This is a genomic window from Formivibrio sp. oc-25 (assembly GCF_055810895.1).
Window position 1 is genome coordinate 14,376 of record NZ_JBVVOL010000013.1, and the last position, 15,111, is coordinate 29,486.

The window sequence follows — 15,111 nt, forward strand, 5'->3', positions numbered from 1 at the left end:
GATTGTTCTGCCGGAAATGTCTCATGGGCAACCTGAATCGCGATAATGAATACCTGGGGAAATTGCAGGATTATTTCTCCCAATACCGCAGCCTGCCGTCTTATGCCGTAATTGGCGAAATGCTGGGCATGGCCTCCAAATCAGCCGTGTCCGCGCTGATCAAGCGGCTGACGCTTGCCGGTTATGTCGAAATGACCCCGGACAAGCGCCTGGCACCGACCAAGCGTTTTTTCGAGCGTGAACTGGCGGATTTCCCCGTGCCGGCAGGCTTGCCAGCAGCCGCCAACGATGCCATGAGCGAGGCATTGACCATCGATGAATTCCTGATCCCGCGCCCATCAAACACGGTGCTGGTCAAGATTCGTGGCGATTCAATGATTGAAGCAGGCATTTTCGATGGCGACATCGCCATCGTTGAAAAACGCCATGCCGCCAACCTGGGTGACAAGGTCGTGGCTATCGTTGACGGGGAATACACGCTCAAGACACTCGCCAAGGATAAGCAGGGCTTTTTGCTGCAACCGGAAAACGCCAGCTATGCCCCGATACGCCCGCTGGAAGGGCTGGAAATTTATGGCGTGATGGTGGGTCTGATCCGCAAGTACCGTTAATCGAGTTCAAAATGTCTGAAGTACATCAGTCCCCACTGGGGAAAAGCGTCAGCTACCAAAGCCAGTATGACCCGTCCTTGCTGTTCCCGATTCCACGCGCACCCAAGCGGGAGGAAATCGGCGTTCAGGGAACACCACCGTTCATGGGGATGGATATCTGGAATGCCTATGAGCTTTCCTGGCTGAACCAGCGCGGCAAACCGCAGGTAGCCCTGGCAACCTTCAAGTTTCCCAGTGATTCAACACACATTGTCGAATCCAAGTCGTTCAAGCTCTACCTGAATTCGTTCAACCAGACGCGTCTGGCTGATGTTGGCGAAATGCGGCAACGGCTGATGTCGGATCTAAGCGCAGCCGTTGGCAAGCCCGTGAGCGTGGAGTTGCTTTTGCCCGAGCATTTTGCCGGTCAGCGCATTCAGGATCTGGAAGGCTATTGCATCGACAATCTCGATATCGAGGTCGACACCTACCAGCCCGCTCCTGGCGTGCTGTGTTGCGAAACGCTGCCTCCCGTCGAAGAGTCGCTGGTTTCCAACCTGCTCAAATCCAATTGCCTGGTAACAGGCCAGCCGGATTGGGCCAGTGTGCAAATCCACTATTTCGGTGCCCCCATCAACCGTGAATCGCTGCTCAGATATCTGATTTCCTTTCGCGAACACAATGAATTCCACGAACAATGCGTGGAGCGCATCTTCATCGACATTCTGCGCATGTGCAAACCCTTGCGCCTGGCCGTATATGCCCGTTACACCCGCCGCGGCGGCCTGGATATCAATCCGTGGCGCAGCAATTACAGCACGCCCCTCCCCCCCAACCACAGAACGGCACGCCAATGACTGAAACTGCGATACTGGCCGGTGGCTGCTTCTGGTGCCTGGAAGCGGTTTTTCAGAAAATCGACGGCGTACAGGCCGTGACATCCGGTTATATGGGTGGCCAGATCAGCCACCCCAGCTATGAGCAGGTATGCAGTGGCAATACGGGCCATGCCGAAGTGGTCAAGATCGATTTTGATCCGCAACGTATTAGCTACGCCGATTTACTGGATATCTTTTTTACCATCCATGACCCGACCACGCTCAACCGTCAGGGCAACGACATTGGCAGCCAGTATCGATCGGCTATTTTTTACGGCGATGAATCACAACGTCTGGCCGCTCACGCCAAGCGCCAGGAAATAGCCGCCGATTTTGCCAACCCCATTGTTACCGAGATTGTACCCGTCTCGGCATTTTGGCCTGCGGAAACGTACCACCAGAATTATTTTGCACAGCATGCTGCGCAACCCTACTGCGCCGTGGTCATCACACCCAAAGTCAGTAAGGCCAGAGAAATATTTGCAGCTTACTGGAAAATGGATAGTCGGTGATTTTGTAATCAAACAGCAACTTAACTTGCTCACGACTACAGTTTTTCGGTATTGCATTTCCGCCCGGCGGGAATTTTTCACTAAAAAACATTGAGTTGTTGACTTATCCCATCAAAGCCGGATAATTGCGCCCCTTCCTCGCTCGATCATAGAGCGCTTTTCGATTACACCATCGCCCCTGACCTTTCCCGCCTGAAGTCGTTGGATTTTGCGGTTGTTCACGGTTAGCGTCGATGCCGGGCCGATCTCTTCGGCCAGTGAACCACCTCAAAGGAAATATCCAATGCCCCATAGCGAGCAAAGCAATGCTTTTGTCCAACTTGGCCTCGATCCGCAAATTGTTGGCGTTCTCGCCCAGCAAAGTATTGTCGAGCCCACCCCCGTACAAGCTGCATCCATCCCGGTTCTGCTCGAAGGCCATGACCTGATGGCATCTGCCCAGACAGGCACCGGCAAAACCGCTTCGTTCCTGCTGCCAGCCATGCAACGTTTGCTGAAAGAGCCCAAGCATCGCAGCAAAGGCCCGCGTATTCTGGTACTGACGCCGACTCGCGAGCTGGCAGAACAAGTAGCCAAGGTGGCGAGCGATTTTGCCCGCAGCATTCCGCGTACCAAGGTCGCAAGCTTTGTCGGTGGCGTGCCTTATCCGGTTCAGAACCGTTTGCTGGCACAGCCGCTGGAAGTGATGGTAGCCACACCGGGTCGCCTGAACGATCTGATCCGTGGCGGTCGTGTGGATTTCCGCCGCCTGGAGCTGCTGGTACTCGATGAAGCTGACCGCATGCTGGACATGGGCTTCATTGACGAAGTGGAAACCATTGTTGCCTCCCTGCCCAAGGATCGCCAGACTGCCTTGTTCTCAGCAACACTGAGTGAATCGGTGCAAGAATTTGCCGCGCCCATGCTGCGCGCACCCAAGCTGGTCGAACTGGCACCACAAACCACCCCGCAACCCCAGATTGATCAGGCGGTGCATTACGCTGACGGCTACGAACACAAACTCAAGCTGACTGCCAATCTGCTGAAGGAAAACCAGGGCAGCCAGTCCATCGTATTTACCGCAACCAAGGCTGATGCCGATGCCGTGGCAGACTGGTTGAAACTTGAAGGCTTCCGCGCAGCCGCCATGCACGGCGACCTGGCCCAGCGTGATCGCCGCAGAACTCTCGACCGCCTGCGTCGCGGTGAAGTCGACATGCTGATTGCCACGGATGTGGCTGCACGTGGCATTGACGTGGCCGGCATTGGCATGGTGATCAACTTCGATCTGCCGCGTTTTGCCGAAGATTACATCCATCGCATCGGACGAACTGGCCGTGCCGGACGCTCCGGTCGTGCCATCTCCCTGGTGGGTCGCAACGATTTCCAGCCATTGACCCGCATCCGTCGTCTCTACAAGGTAGATTTCCAGACACTGACGGTGCCAGGCCTGGAATCCAGCTTCCAGCCAGAGCGCAACCGGCCGCGCGATGGTGCACGTAAATCGCACGGTGGAAAACCCGGCTTCGGTGCCAAGCGCAATAATGAAGGTCGCTCCAACGATTCCCGCCGTCAAGGCAAGCCTGGCGGTTTCGATGGCCGCAAGCGCGAGGGCAACCAGCAACGTCATGGCGGTGGCCATAGCGGCAACCGTGGCAACTGGGCCAACTAACCTGGCTCATCAACACTGACAAGAACCCTGCAAGGCTGGCTACAATGCCAGCCTTGTTTTTTTCAGAAATCGTTATGTATTTCGAGATCCGCAATATTCAGGCTAGGGATGCTGCTGCCATACAGCACATTCAGGCAGCATGCTATCCCGCCGAGTTACAGGAATCGATTGAAGCTTTGCAGGCAAAGAGCCAGCTTTCACCGGCAAGCTGCTGGATTGCCATGCAGCAACATAGCGCCATCGGTTATCTGTTCAGCCATCCGTGGCAAGGTCAGTTACCGCCCGCGTTGGATCATGTACTGACTAGCCTGCCCGATCGCGCTGATGCCTTGTTCTTGCACGACCTGGCCATCCTGCCGCAGGCCAGGGGGCTGGGTGTTGCACAAGCGTTGTTGGAGCAAGCAAATCGATGGGCCAGATCGAATGGATTACGCACAGCCTCGCTGGTTGCCGTGCGCAACTCACATGCGTTCTGGAAGAAAAAGGGCTTTGGCCCACCAGCAACCTCGATGCCACAGCTGCAAGCCAAATTGCAGGCTTATGGCCCCGATGCCCACTGTCTTTGCTGCGATGTACTGCACTGGCAGGCAACTGCCGAAGCAAACTGCTAAAATCTCGACGAATCTTGTATTAAGGAATCCTTGCCATGCTCAAGCGTCCGCGTGCCGCACGCAGAAGTCGCCATACGGCAGAAGCTGAAGAATTGATTCGCCTGGCCACTGGTTTGGCTGCCTCCAGCCACATGGCCGAAGATCGTTTCTGGCAAGACAAGCTGGCTGGTCTCATTCATGAAGTACTTGTGTCTGGCGAAGAGGAAACTCTCAACACCGCGCTCGATACCTTGGTGCAAACGGATTCCATTGCCTGGAATGAACTGGCCGATGTAGTCGAATCCTGCAGCGAGACCACAAACTTCATGCACGATGGGAAAGAATGGCAAGCCGTTTTGGTCGCAGCACCAATCCTGTGCTGGTCGCGCTACGCCATCCCTTCTGGCCCGCTCGGCCGCGAGATCACGCAGCTGATGCGCGTCCAGCTATGTGCCCACGTTTTGGCCGGTGGCGTGAAGCTATCCGTGGCTGACTATCTGTTCAGCCCCGACCAGTTGCCACAAGGTTACTGCAACACCGCGCAACTGACCGAAGCGCTGGCAGAATCGGTGATGCGCAATGGTACATTGGCTATCGATACACGCAATCTGCCGCCCACTCAGCAATTCTTGTCTGATACGCGTTATGTGTTGGCTGTTGCAGCATGCCCCAAGGGAGAACCCTTGTTTCGCTGGCAGGAAAGCGATGGGGATCGCGAAGAGGCACAGTCCCAGTGGCAAAAACAGGGCGGAGGTGCATTGCAACCGGTTTTTGCAGGGTGCGCATTCGAGCCCCTGCTTCCGCTGGCCTACTTTGGCGCCTGGCGCGAAGCAGATCGTGCTTCACGGACTTACGCCATTCATGCCACAGCGGCATTCCTGCAACTCGCACTCAATGTCGAACCGCGCCAGATTACGGCCGCCATCGCACCTTGCCACGGCCGCCGGCTGGAAGAGTACCGCATCGGCTTTATGCTGAAAGGGAACCCGAATGTGGTGCATGGCGTGGTCTGGCCTTTGCTGGATGGTGAAGATGAGCATACCGACAGTTTTGGCCAAATCGAAACCATCCTGCGCGAATGCGGCATTGCCGACATCGTGCTTCATGAGCATGAATTTCCGCTGGATTATTGTGATGACTGTGGTGCGCCGCTTTTTCCAAATGCAGAAGGCGAATTGCTGCACACGGAAACGCCAGAAGAGGCCCCCGAACAACCCAGGCATCTGCACTGAGTATTTTCAGCATTGCCACATCAGTATCACCAAACAAAAACCGCGTCACATTTTCATGTGACGCGGTTTTTCATTTGATGGCAGGAATCAGCGGATCAAGTTGTTTTACGCGACGCAGACTTGCTCGCGGCCTTGGCACTGGATTCAACAGCGGAAACAGTGGCTTCCGCCAGTTCGCTGGTGATGCGCTGGGTAGTTTTGCTGACTGTGTCATACGCAGTCGTTGCACTTTCGACGGCATTCTTGATCGCAGAAATAGCCGCTGCACTGGCCGGCACCTGGCCGAACGTGTCATTCAGCGTATTCAGCAGATTCTTGTTGAAATCGATCAACTGCTCTTCAACCAGTTTGTTCAGTTCGGACTGGGTAGCCGCAGCGGTTTCATACACCGTGCGAGCCAAGGCAACCGGCTTGCTGATCGAGGGCTGCGCAAGGTTTTTCTGGAACTCCATCAATTCCTGTGCATTCTTGATTCCGGCCAAAGCCTTGGCCGTTGCTGCATTTTCAGCCAGAAGATCCCGAGTCATTTCCATCTGCAGATTAAGCATGCGCTCTGCACCATTGAGCGCAATATGGGTCAGGCGGATGGATTTTTCCAGATTGGCCAGGCTCAGTTCGGATAGCTGCTGTTGTGGGGTAGTGGTCATCGTGGTATCTCCTTGACTTGTGCATCGCAATATATTTTGCATTCTTGGCGAGGCTATCTGGAAAGTCAAGGAGATTTGTGCATTGCACAACCGGCTATCGATCAGTTTCCCAATTGTTTCTGCCGGATGGCAAGCAAGGCTTGATTGCGAAGCGTTTTAAGCAGGTTCAGTTGCTCCGCGGGAATTTTCAGGCTGTGTGCATCGGAGCGATCCGCATAGAAAAGCCCGATCGGTTTTTTATCAAGCACCAGCGGAAAAACAATGAATGTCTTTGCTGGCAGCTGCTCTCGATACCAGGAGGGGATGCGATCCTTGATGGAGGCCGCATCGACATCCTCAATCAGGATATCGGCATTACGCGCCAGCGCCAGCTGGAAAACGTCACTGGTCTGCATCGTATCGAAACTGAAACGTGCCGTGATTTTCTGGATGTCCGGCCCAAACCCGAATCGCGCCACCACACGAGGCTGTTTCAGATCCTTGGTGCAAAACAACACACGTTCAAAGCCGATACCGCGAAACATCGTTTCCAGGATCATGCGCAAGAGATCATTGAGGTTGTAGTTACCAACCAGCGTATTGGTAATGTCCTGCACACCGGCCGACAGGATGGCAGCAGAATCAAGCGGAGCTGCATCTTCCACCGACACCTCCGCGGCATGCAGTGCTTCGTCAAACGCATCAGCCTCTGCATCGACATGCATGCTGCCCTGTTCGGTATGTTTGCTCAGGCGACGCAACTGTTTGCAGAACGGGCTGTTGCCCTGCTTGACGCCCAGTATCGACAGATACTGCAGATAGCGCTCGGCTGCATCCTGCATGCTTTCCTGCAATTCACGTTCGGAAGCATTGATGACCGTACCAAAACGTTTCATGACCTGATTCATCAGCTTGGCCGCCTCTACTGGCGGCATTTCCACCAGGGGCAACAATTCTCCAGCCAGATTGGCAAAAAGGCGCAGCCGCTCAACCTGATTTTGCGGGCGTCTGAGCGCATCCTGCGGCAACTCGCGCATGCTGTTGACGATACGCTCCGGGAAATTCCAGCTGCCTGCCACACCGATGGCCAATTCGCGATAACTCAATCCCAACACACTCTGGGCCGCACTATCTTCATCTTCCCCGTGCTGCTCGGCACGTTTGGCGATTTCCTTGCTTTCCTCATGAAAGTAATAAAGGGTAAGCAAACGTCCCAAATGGTGGAACATGCCGCAGATTTGCGCCTCTTCGACATCGCGCCAGCCACTTTTCTTGCCCAGGGTACTTGCCAGCAATCCACCAAAAAAGCTCTTTAGCACAGCTTCGCGCAGCTGCACCGCCTGTGTCTTGTCGCGCATGTGCTCGAACAACAGCAATGTGATCGCCAGATTGCGGATCGTGTCGAACCCCAAAATGATGATAGCGCGTGAAATCGTGCTGATTGCACCACCAAACTGGCCATAAGTGGCCGAATTGACGATACGCAGCAATTTGTTGGTCAGGGAAAAATCCTTGAGGATAGCGTCCGACAACGTCTGCAAGCGCTCGCGATCAGAATTGTTGATGCGATTGATGGCACTGATCGTTTGCGAAAGCACCGGAAAATCGGGGGAATGATTCATGCGCCGCAACAGAAAATCCAGCGTGCTGTGCCGGTTGCTGCCAGCTGAATCGTGTTCGGCATCCTGGCCGGATGTCAGCCAGGATGCCAGGGCATCGCGCATCGCACCGGCATCGGCGTAACGTTCCTGCGGTTGCTTGAGCAAAGCGACCATCACCAGATGATCGAGCTTCTGGTCAATGCCCGGCTGCAACGCTGAAGGCGGCTTCACGGCTTCGTTGGCAATCCGGTTCAGGGTGGCAAAAACCGAGCCGCCATCGACGGGTGATTGCCCCGTCAGCATCTGATACAACACCATTCCAGCAGCGAACACATCGGCCTGGGCATCTACCGGCAGATTCTTGATCATCTCGGGTGCCATGTAACCGGCTGTTCCCAGCATCCCGACCTGGCCTGACTCGGAGGTGGCTACGCCAAAATCCATGATGCGCGGACGGCCAGACTGATCGATCATGATGTTCTGTGGCTTGAGATCGCGATGAATCACGCCTTGCTCATGCGCAACACTCAATCCGGCAAGAATATCCAGCATCAATTCGACCGCGCGCACGGGCGACAGCGCCCCTTCGCGTTCGATCAACGCCGACAAGGTTTCACCCTCGACATACTCGAAAACCAGGCCGGTGCGACCACTCTCCACGATCACGTCATGCAAGGCCACCACGTTGGGGTGCTGCAACTTGCTGACCAGTTGGGCTTCCTGCAAGTCCTTGGGTTGCCCTGCCGCATGCAGGAACTTGATGGCAACTTTTCGCCCGAGTCGGGTATCAATCGCCAGATAGACCCCACCCTGCGCGCCCTGGCCCAGTTTCCGTTCAACCCGAAAACGTCCGCCCCCTACATTTGCCATCCCGCCCATCCCTTTGAACAGATTATTAGAACCTGCTCAAAGTCTTGCTGCGAGGTGCTGATCGGGGCTCATGCGCTGCTCGGAATCCTCATTTATCCACATAAACTCCGGTTCCTGTGCTGCCCTTCACCCTGCCGAGCGCCTCTCGCGACAGACTTTGAACGGGTTCTTACAAACTACATTGATTTTTATAATCACGCCAATCAAATGGCTCCAATTCTTACAGGCAAAACTGTAGTGAAAAAAGCCGGGAAAGCACAGCATAAAAATGAAATACCGCATAAAAAAAGCGCCAACAGCTTAACTGTGGCGCCTTTTTAATTTTAACGATTGGAAACGCATGATCAATCCTTGATGAGACCACACCATCCTTACTCGATCTGCAATTTTTTGCCTTGTACCGGCGCTTCCTTTTTCGGCAGCGTCAATTCCAGCACGCCGTTATCGAACTTGGCGCTTGCAGCCGTTTCATCCACTTCGTTTGCAAGCGTAAAACTACGCGATATTTTTCCAAAATAGCGCTCGGAACGGATCACTTTTTCGCCATCTTTCTCCTCGCGTTCCTGCCGGCTTTGTGCGGAAATATGCACCATGTTTCCTTCTATCTGCACATCGATATCTTCTTTCTTTACGCCCGGCAGATCGGCATGCACCGTATACGCCTTGTCATCTTCACGCACGTCAACACTCATGCGCGATCCACGCTGATACTCGACGGGACGAACAAAGAATCCTCTGAACAGATCATCAACCCCGCGAAACGGGTCATCCAGCAAATTATCCAGATTGCGCCGAATGATATTGGCCATGATTACCTCCTGCTCATGTAGTGAACAAATATACCCACACCACCAATCTAGCCACCACGCTCATTTTTCCAATGACTTTCATCAAAATTCCCGATGCGCAGCAGAGCCCATAGATCGACGGCTACGGCTACAATTGCGCTCCGCGCTTTACAGGAAAAAACTCCATGCTTTGGTTTCGTAACTTATTGCCCTACCGCCTCGCCACAGACCACGGTCTGACGGCCGAGATCATTTCCCAGGCCTTGGAGAAAAAACCTTTTGTTCCCTGCGGCAGTCAGGATCTGATGTCGCAAGGCTGGATTCCACCGGCCTCCCACATGCCCGATCTGTATGCACCCAGCCTGCAGGACGCAGTGCTGGTCTGTCTGAAAACCGAGGAAAAACTGCTGCCAGCAGCCGTGATCCGCGAACAGGCCGATCAGCGCGTGCGCAAGATCGAAGCCGATGAAGGGCGCCGCGTCGGACGCAGGGAAATCCGGGAAATACGCGAGCGCATTGCAGAAGAACTGCTGCCACGCGCCTTTGTGAAAAGCCGTACCCAGCGCGCCTTGATCGATCTGGCCAATGGTTGGGTCTGGGTGGAAAGCGGTTCGGCCAGCAAGGCCGAACTGTTGTTGTCCTTCCTGCGCGACACCATCGGCACGCTACCGACCCGCCTGGTCGACACGCAGACCTCGCCACAAATGGCGATGACGATCTGGCTGCAGGAAGGCACGCCCGAGCCTTTCAGTCTGGATGCAGATTGCGAGCTGCGTTTTCCCGGCGACGGGGGGGCAGTCGCCCGCTTTACCCGCCAGGCACTGGATACCGATGAGGTTCGCCATCACCTGCAGGCTGGCAAGCTGGTCAGCCGTCTGGGGCTGGCCTGGGAGGATCGGATTGCTTTCCAGCTGACCGAGAAAATGGAAATCAAGCGCCTGACCATGCTCGACCAGATCAACGAAGCACTCGAAAATGCCGATGCCGCCGATGCTGCTGCCATGTTCGATACCAGCTATGCCCTGTTGATCGGCGAATTGCGCAGCCTGTTCGATCTGTTGATCAGTGCGCTGGGTGGAGAAAGCGCTGGCGCATAAATGAAATTGGCGGTGAAGACTTTCCGGTTTTTCCGAAAAATATTCACCGCCATGTAATCGCTTTTTTATTATTTGCCCGCTGCAGGGCTTGTTATGTATCTGGATTCAGGCTTGTTTTACCTCGCCTGTCCTCTTCCCCTCGTCCTCGACCCGAACGAATCCTTGTTGTCCTGTCCGATGCACTACATCAGTTGCAGCGGATTATGCGCATGCCGATTGAATCCGGCAAGCGCCATGCACATCCCTGTTACAGGCTTGTTGCATTTACCCTACAGGCAGTCGGGACGAGTGGAAGTACATCAGGCAAAAATCAGCATGCCAAAGCCTGCAATACCAAGGCCTGCACCACGAACCAGCCAGGCCATGCGGCTCGACCGCAACGCCAGAACGGCCATGCCGGCACCAGCCGCATGCAGCACGATATTCGACACAGCAAAACCCGCCATATAGCTCGCAGCAAGCGTGCCCTCCGGCCACTCGCTGCCATGCGCCAGACCATGCAACAGCGCCATGCCGCCGATCAGGGCAATACCCACGGACAGCGGCAAGCGCGCAGCAGCGCCCAGCAGCAAACCGAACAGCACGAGCGAAAGTGCGATTCCGCCTTCAACCCAAGCGGGCACATAAAAGCCGGCCATCGCCATACCGGAACCGGCCAGCATCATGGCAACAAAAGCAGCCGGCAAGGCCCACCAGCGACGCTCGCCACTCTGGATCGCCCACAAGCCCACTGCCAGCATGGCCAGCAGGTGATCCAGGCCCAACACCGGATGCAGCAGCCCGGAAACCAGACCACTTTCGCCGTGGCCGGGATGCGCCAAGACCAAGGGGCTGGCCAGCAAAGCCAGAAATGGGAGGAATTTATGAACCTGTTTCATGGTGAGTCTCCTGTCAGGCAGTCTTGAGCATGCCCTGGGTTTCAATGAATTCGATGATGTGATCGAGGCTGTAGCCTGTCTTCATGTTCGAAAACAGGAAAGGTCGTTCGCCGCGCATTTTCTTGGCATCGCGCTCCATCACTTCGAGCGAGGCCCCCACCAGTGGCGCGACATCGATTTTATTAATGATTAGCAGATCGGACTTCATGATGCCCGGGCCGCCTTTGCGCGGGATCTTGTCTCCGGCGGAAGTATCAATCACATAAAGCGTCAGATCGGATAATTCCGGGCTGAAGGTGGCAGCCAGATTGTCGCCACCACTTTCCACAAAGATCACATCCAGCCCCGGGAAGCGTGCATTAAGCCGGGCGATGGCTTCGAGGTTGATCGAGGCATCCTCGCGGATCGCGGTATGCGGGCAGCCGCCAGTTTCCACACCAATGATGCGATCCGGGCTCAAGGCTTCGTTGCGCACCAGAAACTGGGCATCTTCCTGGGTATAAATATCATTGGTCACGGCAGCCACGTTGTATTTTTCGCGCATCGCCTTGCACAGCGCCAGCGTGAGTGCGGTCTTGCCGGAACCAACCGGTCCGCCGATACCTACGCGTAGAGGGGGTTTCTGCATGTTTGTCTCCAATCTTGTCTGGGTACTACAAACCTATAGATTCGTCTGCTTTTTTGAACTCGTCACCCGGGCGCAGGCCCGGGTCCAGTAGCTTTAAGCGGCTTCGCTGCTGGATACCGGCCTACGCCGGTATGACGCCCGAAGGAAGCCCCCTTGGGAACAGCAAAAATTCAAACATCACTTGGCCAGATTTAAAATAGTGGCCGAGGCCGCTCAGGAACGGAACAAGCGGCTGTATTGCGTTTCATGCTGCGCCGACAGCCATGCCAGGGCCGGAGCGAAGCCGGACATGACATCTTCGGGCAGGTTTTGTGCCAGCTCGGCAGTGTTTTCCAGCGCCGGCAGCAATTCTCCAAGCAGTTTCTGCCCGGCCACCTGCCCCATGGGCAAGGCCTTCATCAACACCATGATCTGGTTTTCCAGCCAGCTCCACAGATAAGCCTGCAAGGCTGCCTGCGGGTATATTTCCCAGTGCCTGGCGGCCAATGCCCAAGCTGCCAGCAGGCCAACCGGGCCAGCCAGCGGCAACTCACCGGCATCGAGCGCCTTGAGCAACTGGATCAGGGAATAGCCGGTCTGCTCGGTTTCGGCACGCAATTCTTTCGTTTCACGGCTGGCCAGCCAGCGCTGGTTGAGTTCCTCCAGCCGAGCCCAGTTTCCAGCCTCGGCAGCCAGCAGGGAATGCCACAGCAAGGGGGCTTCCCACCGTCCAACCGGTCCATGCAACTGATCGGCAATCCAGATTTTGGCCGATGCTGAATCATGGGCAATGCCATGCTCGATGGCGGATTCCATGCCCTGCGAGTAGCTATATGCACCAATTGGTAAAGCCGGACTGGCCAGACGCAGCAATTGAAAGGCTGCCATCTCCATGTTCAGCGCGCCCCAAAGATATGGATTTTGGGCTTGCTGCGAAATTCGGCATCGCCGTGGCTGTGATGATGCCCACCGCCGTAGGCACCCGCCTCCGGTTCGAATGGCGCGATGACCTTTACTGCTTTCACACCCATCTGCGCCAGCATGTCGGCCAGCACGTAATCATCAAGCAGCCGCAGCCAACCATTGCCCACCTGCAATTGCACATGGCGATTGCCGAGGTGATAGGCAGCGCGCATCAATTGCTCCGGCGTATCGGCGGTGACATGCAAGACATCTTCCGGCTTGGCCACAATCTTCACGACCCGGCCATCTTCAGCCAGCAGACATTCACCACCACGCAAGGGCCGACCATCGTGCTCCAGAAACCAGCCGGCATCAGTGCCATCCGCCAGACGGGTGCGAAAACGTGCCTTTTGGCGGTATTCATATGCTAGCGGCAACTCCAGCTGTGTTTGAGTTGCTTCAGTACGTTTCGTTAGGACAAGCATTTTTAACCTGTGAGTGGGGAGTAGCGAGTGGCGAGTAGAAACAACTCCCCACTCCCTGCTTTTAAAACAGAAAATAGCGCTGCGCCATCGGCAACACCCTGGCAGGTTCGCAATACAGCAGCTCGCCATTGGCACGGACTTGGTAGGTCTGCGCATCCACCTCGATCTTGGGCAGCCAGCCGTTGTGGATCAGATCGGTCTTTTTCACTGTGCGGCAGCCCTGCACTGCTACCGTGCGCTTTTGCAGCCCAAGGCGTTCAGCCACACCAGCCTGTTGGGCGATTTCGGAAACAAAAGTCAGTGAGGTCGCCTGTACACCTTTGCCAAAGCTCGCGAACATCGGCCGGTAATGCACCGGCTGCGGGGTCGGGATACTGGCATTGGCATCGCCCATGGCAGCCGCAGCAATGGCGCCGCCCTTGATAATCAGGCTCGGCTTCACGCCGAAGAAAGCCGGTTTCCACAGCACCAGATCGGCAAACTTTCCCACCTCGATCGAGCCGACTTCATGCGCAATGCCGTGGGTAATGGCCGGGTTGATCGTGTACTTGGCGATATAGCGTTTGGCGCGAAAGTTGTCGTTGCCGGGCGCATCCTCGGCCAGTGCGCCGCGCTGCTGCTTCATCTTGTCAGCGGTCTGCCAGGTACGGATGATCACTTCGCCGACACGACCCATGGCCTGCGAGTCGGATGACAGCATCGAGAACGCACCCAGATCGTGCAGGATGTCTTCTGCGGCAATCGTCTCGCGGCGGATGCGGCTCTCGGCGAACGCCACATCCTCGGCAATGCTCGGATCAAGGTGATGGCAGACCATCAGCATGTCCAGATGCTCGTCGATGGTGTTCACCGTATACGGCCGGGTCGGGTTGGTCGAGCTAGGCAGCACGTTCAGCTCGCCGCAGGCACGGATGATGTCCGGCGCATGGCCACCACCTGCACCTTCGGTGTGGTAGGTATGGATGGTACGGCCCTTGAATGCGGCAAGCGTCGCCTCGACGAAGCCGGATTCGTTCAGCGTGTCGGTATGGATCGCCACCTGCACGTCGTAGCGGTCTGCCACACTCAGGCAATTGTCGATTGCGGCCGGCGTCGTTCCCCAGTCCTCATGCAATTTCAGGCCAATCGCACCAGCGGCGACCTGCTCGATCAGCGGCCCCGGCAGGCTGGCATTGCCCTTGCCGGTAAAGCCGAGATTCATCGGGAATGCTTCGGCGGCTTTGAGCATCTGCTCCATATGCCACGGCCCCGGCGTGCAGGTCGTGGCATACGTTCCCGTTGCCGGCCCGGTGCCACCACCGATCATAGTAGTCACACCGCTCATCAAGGCTTCTTCGATCTGCTGCGGGCAGATGAAATGGATGTGGGTATCGATGCCGCCGGCAGTGAGAATGCAGCCCTCGCCTGCGATGATCTCGGTACCCGGCCCGATGATGATGTCCACACCGGGCTGGATATCCGGATTGCCCGCCTTGCCAATCGCGGCGATGCGCCCACCCTTGAGACCGATATCGGCCTTGACGATGCCCCAGTGATCCAGGATCACCGCATTGGTGATCACGGTATCGGCCACGTCGGCCGCCATGCGCTGGCTCTGGCCCATACCGTCGCGGATCACCTTGCCGCCGCCGAACTTCACTTCTTCGCCGTAGATCGTGTAATCGCGTTCCACCTCGATCCACAGATCGGTATCCGCGAGCCGCACCTTGTCGCCCACCGTCGGGCCGAACATCTCGGCATAAGCCTTGCGGGACATTGTTGCCATTCTTGTTTCTCCCATGTGAGGAGTGAGGTGTCAGGTGT

General features: G+C 56.1%; 15 protein-coding genes. 7 read left to right on the plus strand and 8 right to left on the minus strand.

What is annotated here, in order from left to right:
- Nucleotides 1–23 precede the first annotated feature (23 nt).
- From AC0KVQ_RS10185 to AC0KVQ_RS10210, 6 genes are all read left to right on the plus strand, one after another.
- Nucleotides 24–611 carry a LexA family protein gene (locus AC0KVQ_RS10185; protein ID WP_473421051.1) on the plus strand — a complete coding sequence of 196 codons (588 nt, stop codon included), beginning with the start codon at nt 24–26 and terminating at the stop codon, nt 609–611.
- A gap of 11 nt (nt 612–622) precedes the next feature.
- Complete coding sequence (queF, locus tag AC0KVQ_RS10190; protein ID WP_473421052.1) at nt 623–1,447, plus strand: NADPH-dependent 7-cyano-7-deazaguanine reductase QueF; 825 nt, start codon at nt 623–625, stop codon at nt 1,445–1,447.
- Nucleotides 1,444–1,980, plus strand: a complete 537-nt coding sequence (msrA, locus tag AC0KVQ_RS10195) for a peptide-methionine (S)-S-oxide reductase MsrA (RefSeq protein WP_473421053.1) — start codon at nt 1,444–1,446, stop codon at nt 1,978–1,980. Before queF ends, msrA begins: the two co-directional genes overlap by 4 nt.
- Before the next feature lie 283 nt (nt 1,981–2,263).
- A complete protein-coding gene (locus AC0KVQ_RS10200; RefSeq protein ID WP_473421054.1) occupies nt 2,264–3,631 on the plus strand; it encodes a DEAD/DEAH box helicase in 1,368 nt (455 codons plus the stop codon).
- A gap of 44 nt (nt 3,632–3,675) precedes the next feature.
- Nucleotides 3,676–4,242: a GNAT family N-acetyltransferase gene (locus tag AC0KVQ_RS10205; protein ID WP_473421055.1), complete on the plus strand. Its 567-nt coding sequence runs from the start codon at nt 3,676–3,678 to the stop codon at nt 4,240–4,242.
- A gap of 35 nt (nt 4,243–4,277) precedes the next feature.
- On the plus strand, nt 4,278–5,453 hold the full coding sequence (locus AC0KVQ_RS10210; protein WP_473421056.1) for a DUF2863 family protein: 1,176 nt from the start codon (nt 4,278–4,280) through the stop codon (nt 5,451–5,453).
- A gap of 95 nt (nt 5,454–5,548) precedes the next feature.
- Here AC0KVQ_RS10210 and AC0KVQ_RS10215 read toward each other — a convergent pair whose 3' ends face one another.
- The 3 genes from AC0KVQ_RS10215 to AC0KVQ_RS10225 all read right to left on the minus strand — a co-directional run bounded on the left by AC0KVQ_RS10215 (nt 5,549) and on the right by AC0KVQ_RS10225 (nt 9,359).
- A complete protein-coding gene (locus tag AC0KVQ_RS10215; RefSeq protein WP_473421057.1) occupies nt 5,549–6,100 on the minus strand; it encodes a phasin family protein in 552 nt (183 codons plus the stop codon).
- 101 nt (nt 6,101–6,201) lie between these two features.
- On the minus strand, nt 6,202–8,550 hold the full coding sequence (locus AC0KVQ_RS10220; RefSeq protein ID WP_473421058.1) for a protein kinase domain-containing protein: 2,349 nt from the start codon (nt 8,548–8,550) through the stop codon (nt 6,202–6,204).
- Nucleotides 8,551–8,921: 371 nt separating this feature from the next.
- Complete coding sequence (locus tag AC0KVQ_RS10225; RefSeq protein ID WP_473421059.1) at nt 8,922–9,359, minus strand: Hsp20/alpha crystallin family protein; 438 nt, start codon at nt 9,357–9,359, stop codon at nt 8,922–8,924.
- Between the two features lie 164 nt (nt 9,360–9,523).
- On the opposite strand from AC0KVQ_RS10225, the gene AC0KVQ_RS10230 reads away from it, so the two are divergent.
- Entirely contained in the window at nt 9,524–10,435 is a 912-nt protein-coding gene (locus AC0KVQ_RS10230; protein ID WP_473421060.1) for a recombination-associated protein RdgC, read from the plus strand.
- 299 nt (nt 10,436–10,734) lie between these two features.
- Here AC0KVQ_RS10230 and AC0KVQ_RS10235 read toward each other — a convergent pair whose 3' ends face one another.
- The 5 genes from AC0KVQ_RS10235 to ureC all read right to left on the minus strand — a co-directional run bounded on the left by AC0KVQ_RS10235 (nt 10,735) and on the right by ureC (nt 15,073).
- A complete protein-coding gene (locus tag AC0KVQ_RS10235) occupies nt 10,735–11,313 on the minus strand; it encodes a HupE/UreJ family protein (protein WP_473421061.1) in 579 nt (192 codons plus the stop codon).
- 13 nt (nt 11,314–11,326) lie between these two features.
- Complete coding sequence (ureG, locus tag AC0KVQ_RS10240) at nt 11,327–11,941, minus strand: urease accessory protein UreG (RefSeq protein WP_473421062.1); 615 nt, start codon at nt 11,939–11,941, stop codon at nt 11,327–11,329.
- A gap of 213 nt (nt 11,942–12,154) precedes the next feature.
- Complete coding sequence (locus AC0KVQ_RS10245; RefSeq protein WP_473421063.1) at nt 12,155–12,808, minus strand: urease accessory protein UreF; 654 nt, start codon at nt 12,806–12,808, stop codon at nt 12,155–12,157.
- Nucleotides 12,809–12,816: 8 nt separating this feature from the next.
- The gene (gene ureE / locus AC0KVQ_RS10250) at nt 12,817–13,308 is read right to left on the minus strand and encodes an urease accessory protein UreE (RefSeq protein ID WP_473421064.1); all 492 of its coding nucleotides are present in this window, start codon (nt 13,306–13,308) and stop codon (nt 12,817–12,819) included.
- A 61-nt stretch (nt 13,309–13,369) separates the two neighbouring features.
- A complete protein-coding gene (gene ureC, locus AC0KVQ_RS10255) occupies nt 13,370–15,073 on the minus strand; it encodes an urease subunit alpha (protein WP_473421065.1) in 1,704 nt (567 codons plus the stop codon).
- Nucleotides 15,074–15,111: the final 38 nt, after the last annotated feature.

Bases quoted from the DNA above. Each gene is read 5' to 3' on its own strand.
- AC0KVQ_RS10185 (WP_473421051.1), top strand. From the start codon at position 24: ATGGGCAACCTGAATCGCGATAATGAATACCTGGGGAAATTGCAGGAT.
- queF (WP_473421052.1), top strand. From the start codon at position 623: ATGTCTGAAGTACATCAGTCCCCACTGGGGAAAAGCGTCAGCTACCAA.
- msrA (WP_473421053.1), top strand. From the start codon at position 1,444: ATGACTGAAACTGCGATACTGGCCGGTGGCTGCTTCTGGTGCCTGGAA.
- AC0KVQ_RS10200 (WP_473421054.1), top strand. From the start codon at position 2,264: ATGCCCCATAGCGAGCAAAGCAATGCTTTTGTCCAACTTGGCCTCGAT.
- AC0KVQ_RS10205 (WP_473421055.1), top strand. From the start codon at position 3,676: ATGCCAGCCTTGTTTTTTTCAGAAATCGTTATGTATTTCGAGATCCGC.
- AC0KVQ_RS10210 (WP_473421056.1), top strand. From the start codon at position 4,278: ATGCTCAAGCGTCCGCGTGCCGCACGCAGAAGTCGCCATACGGCAGAA.
- AC0KVQ_RS10215 (WP_473421057.1), bottom strand. From the start codon at position 6,100: ATGACCACTACCCCACAACAGCAGCTATCCGAACTGAGCCTGGCCAAT.
- AC0KVQ_RS10220 (WP_473421058.1), bottom strand. From the start codon at position 8,550: ATGGCAAATGTAGGGGGCGGACGTTTTCGGGTTGAACGGAAACTGGGC.
- AC0KVQ_RS10225 (WP_473421059.1), bottom strand. From the start codon at position 9,359: ATGGCCAATATCATTCGGCGCAATCTGGATAATTTGCTGGATGACCCG.
- AC0KVQ_RS10230 (WP_473421060.1), top strand. From the start codon at position 9,524: ATGCTTTGGTTTCGTAACTTATTGCCCTACCGCCTCGCCACAGACCAC.
- AC0KVQ_RS10235 (WP_473421061.1), bottom strand. From the start codon at position 11,313: ATGAAACAGGTTCATAAATTCCTCCCATTTCTGGCTTTGCTGGCCAGC.
- ureG (WP_473421062.1), bottom strand. From the start codon at position 11,941: ATGCAGAAACCCCCTCTACGCGTAGGTATCGGCGGACCGGTTGGTTCC.
- AC0KVQ_RS10245 (WP_473421063.1), bottom strand. From the start codon at position 12,808: ATGGCAGCCTTTCAATTGCTGCGTCTGGCCAGTCCGGCTTTACCAATT.
- ureE (WP_473421064.1), bottom strand. From the start codon at position 13,308: ATGCTTGTCCTAACGAAACGTACTGAAGCAACTCAAACACAGCTGGAG.
- ureC (WP_473421065.1), bottom strand. From the start codon at position 15,073: ATGGCAACAATGTCCCGCAAGGCTTATGCCGAGATGTTCGGCCCGACG.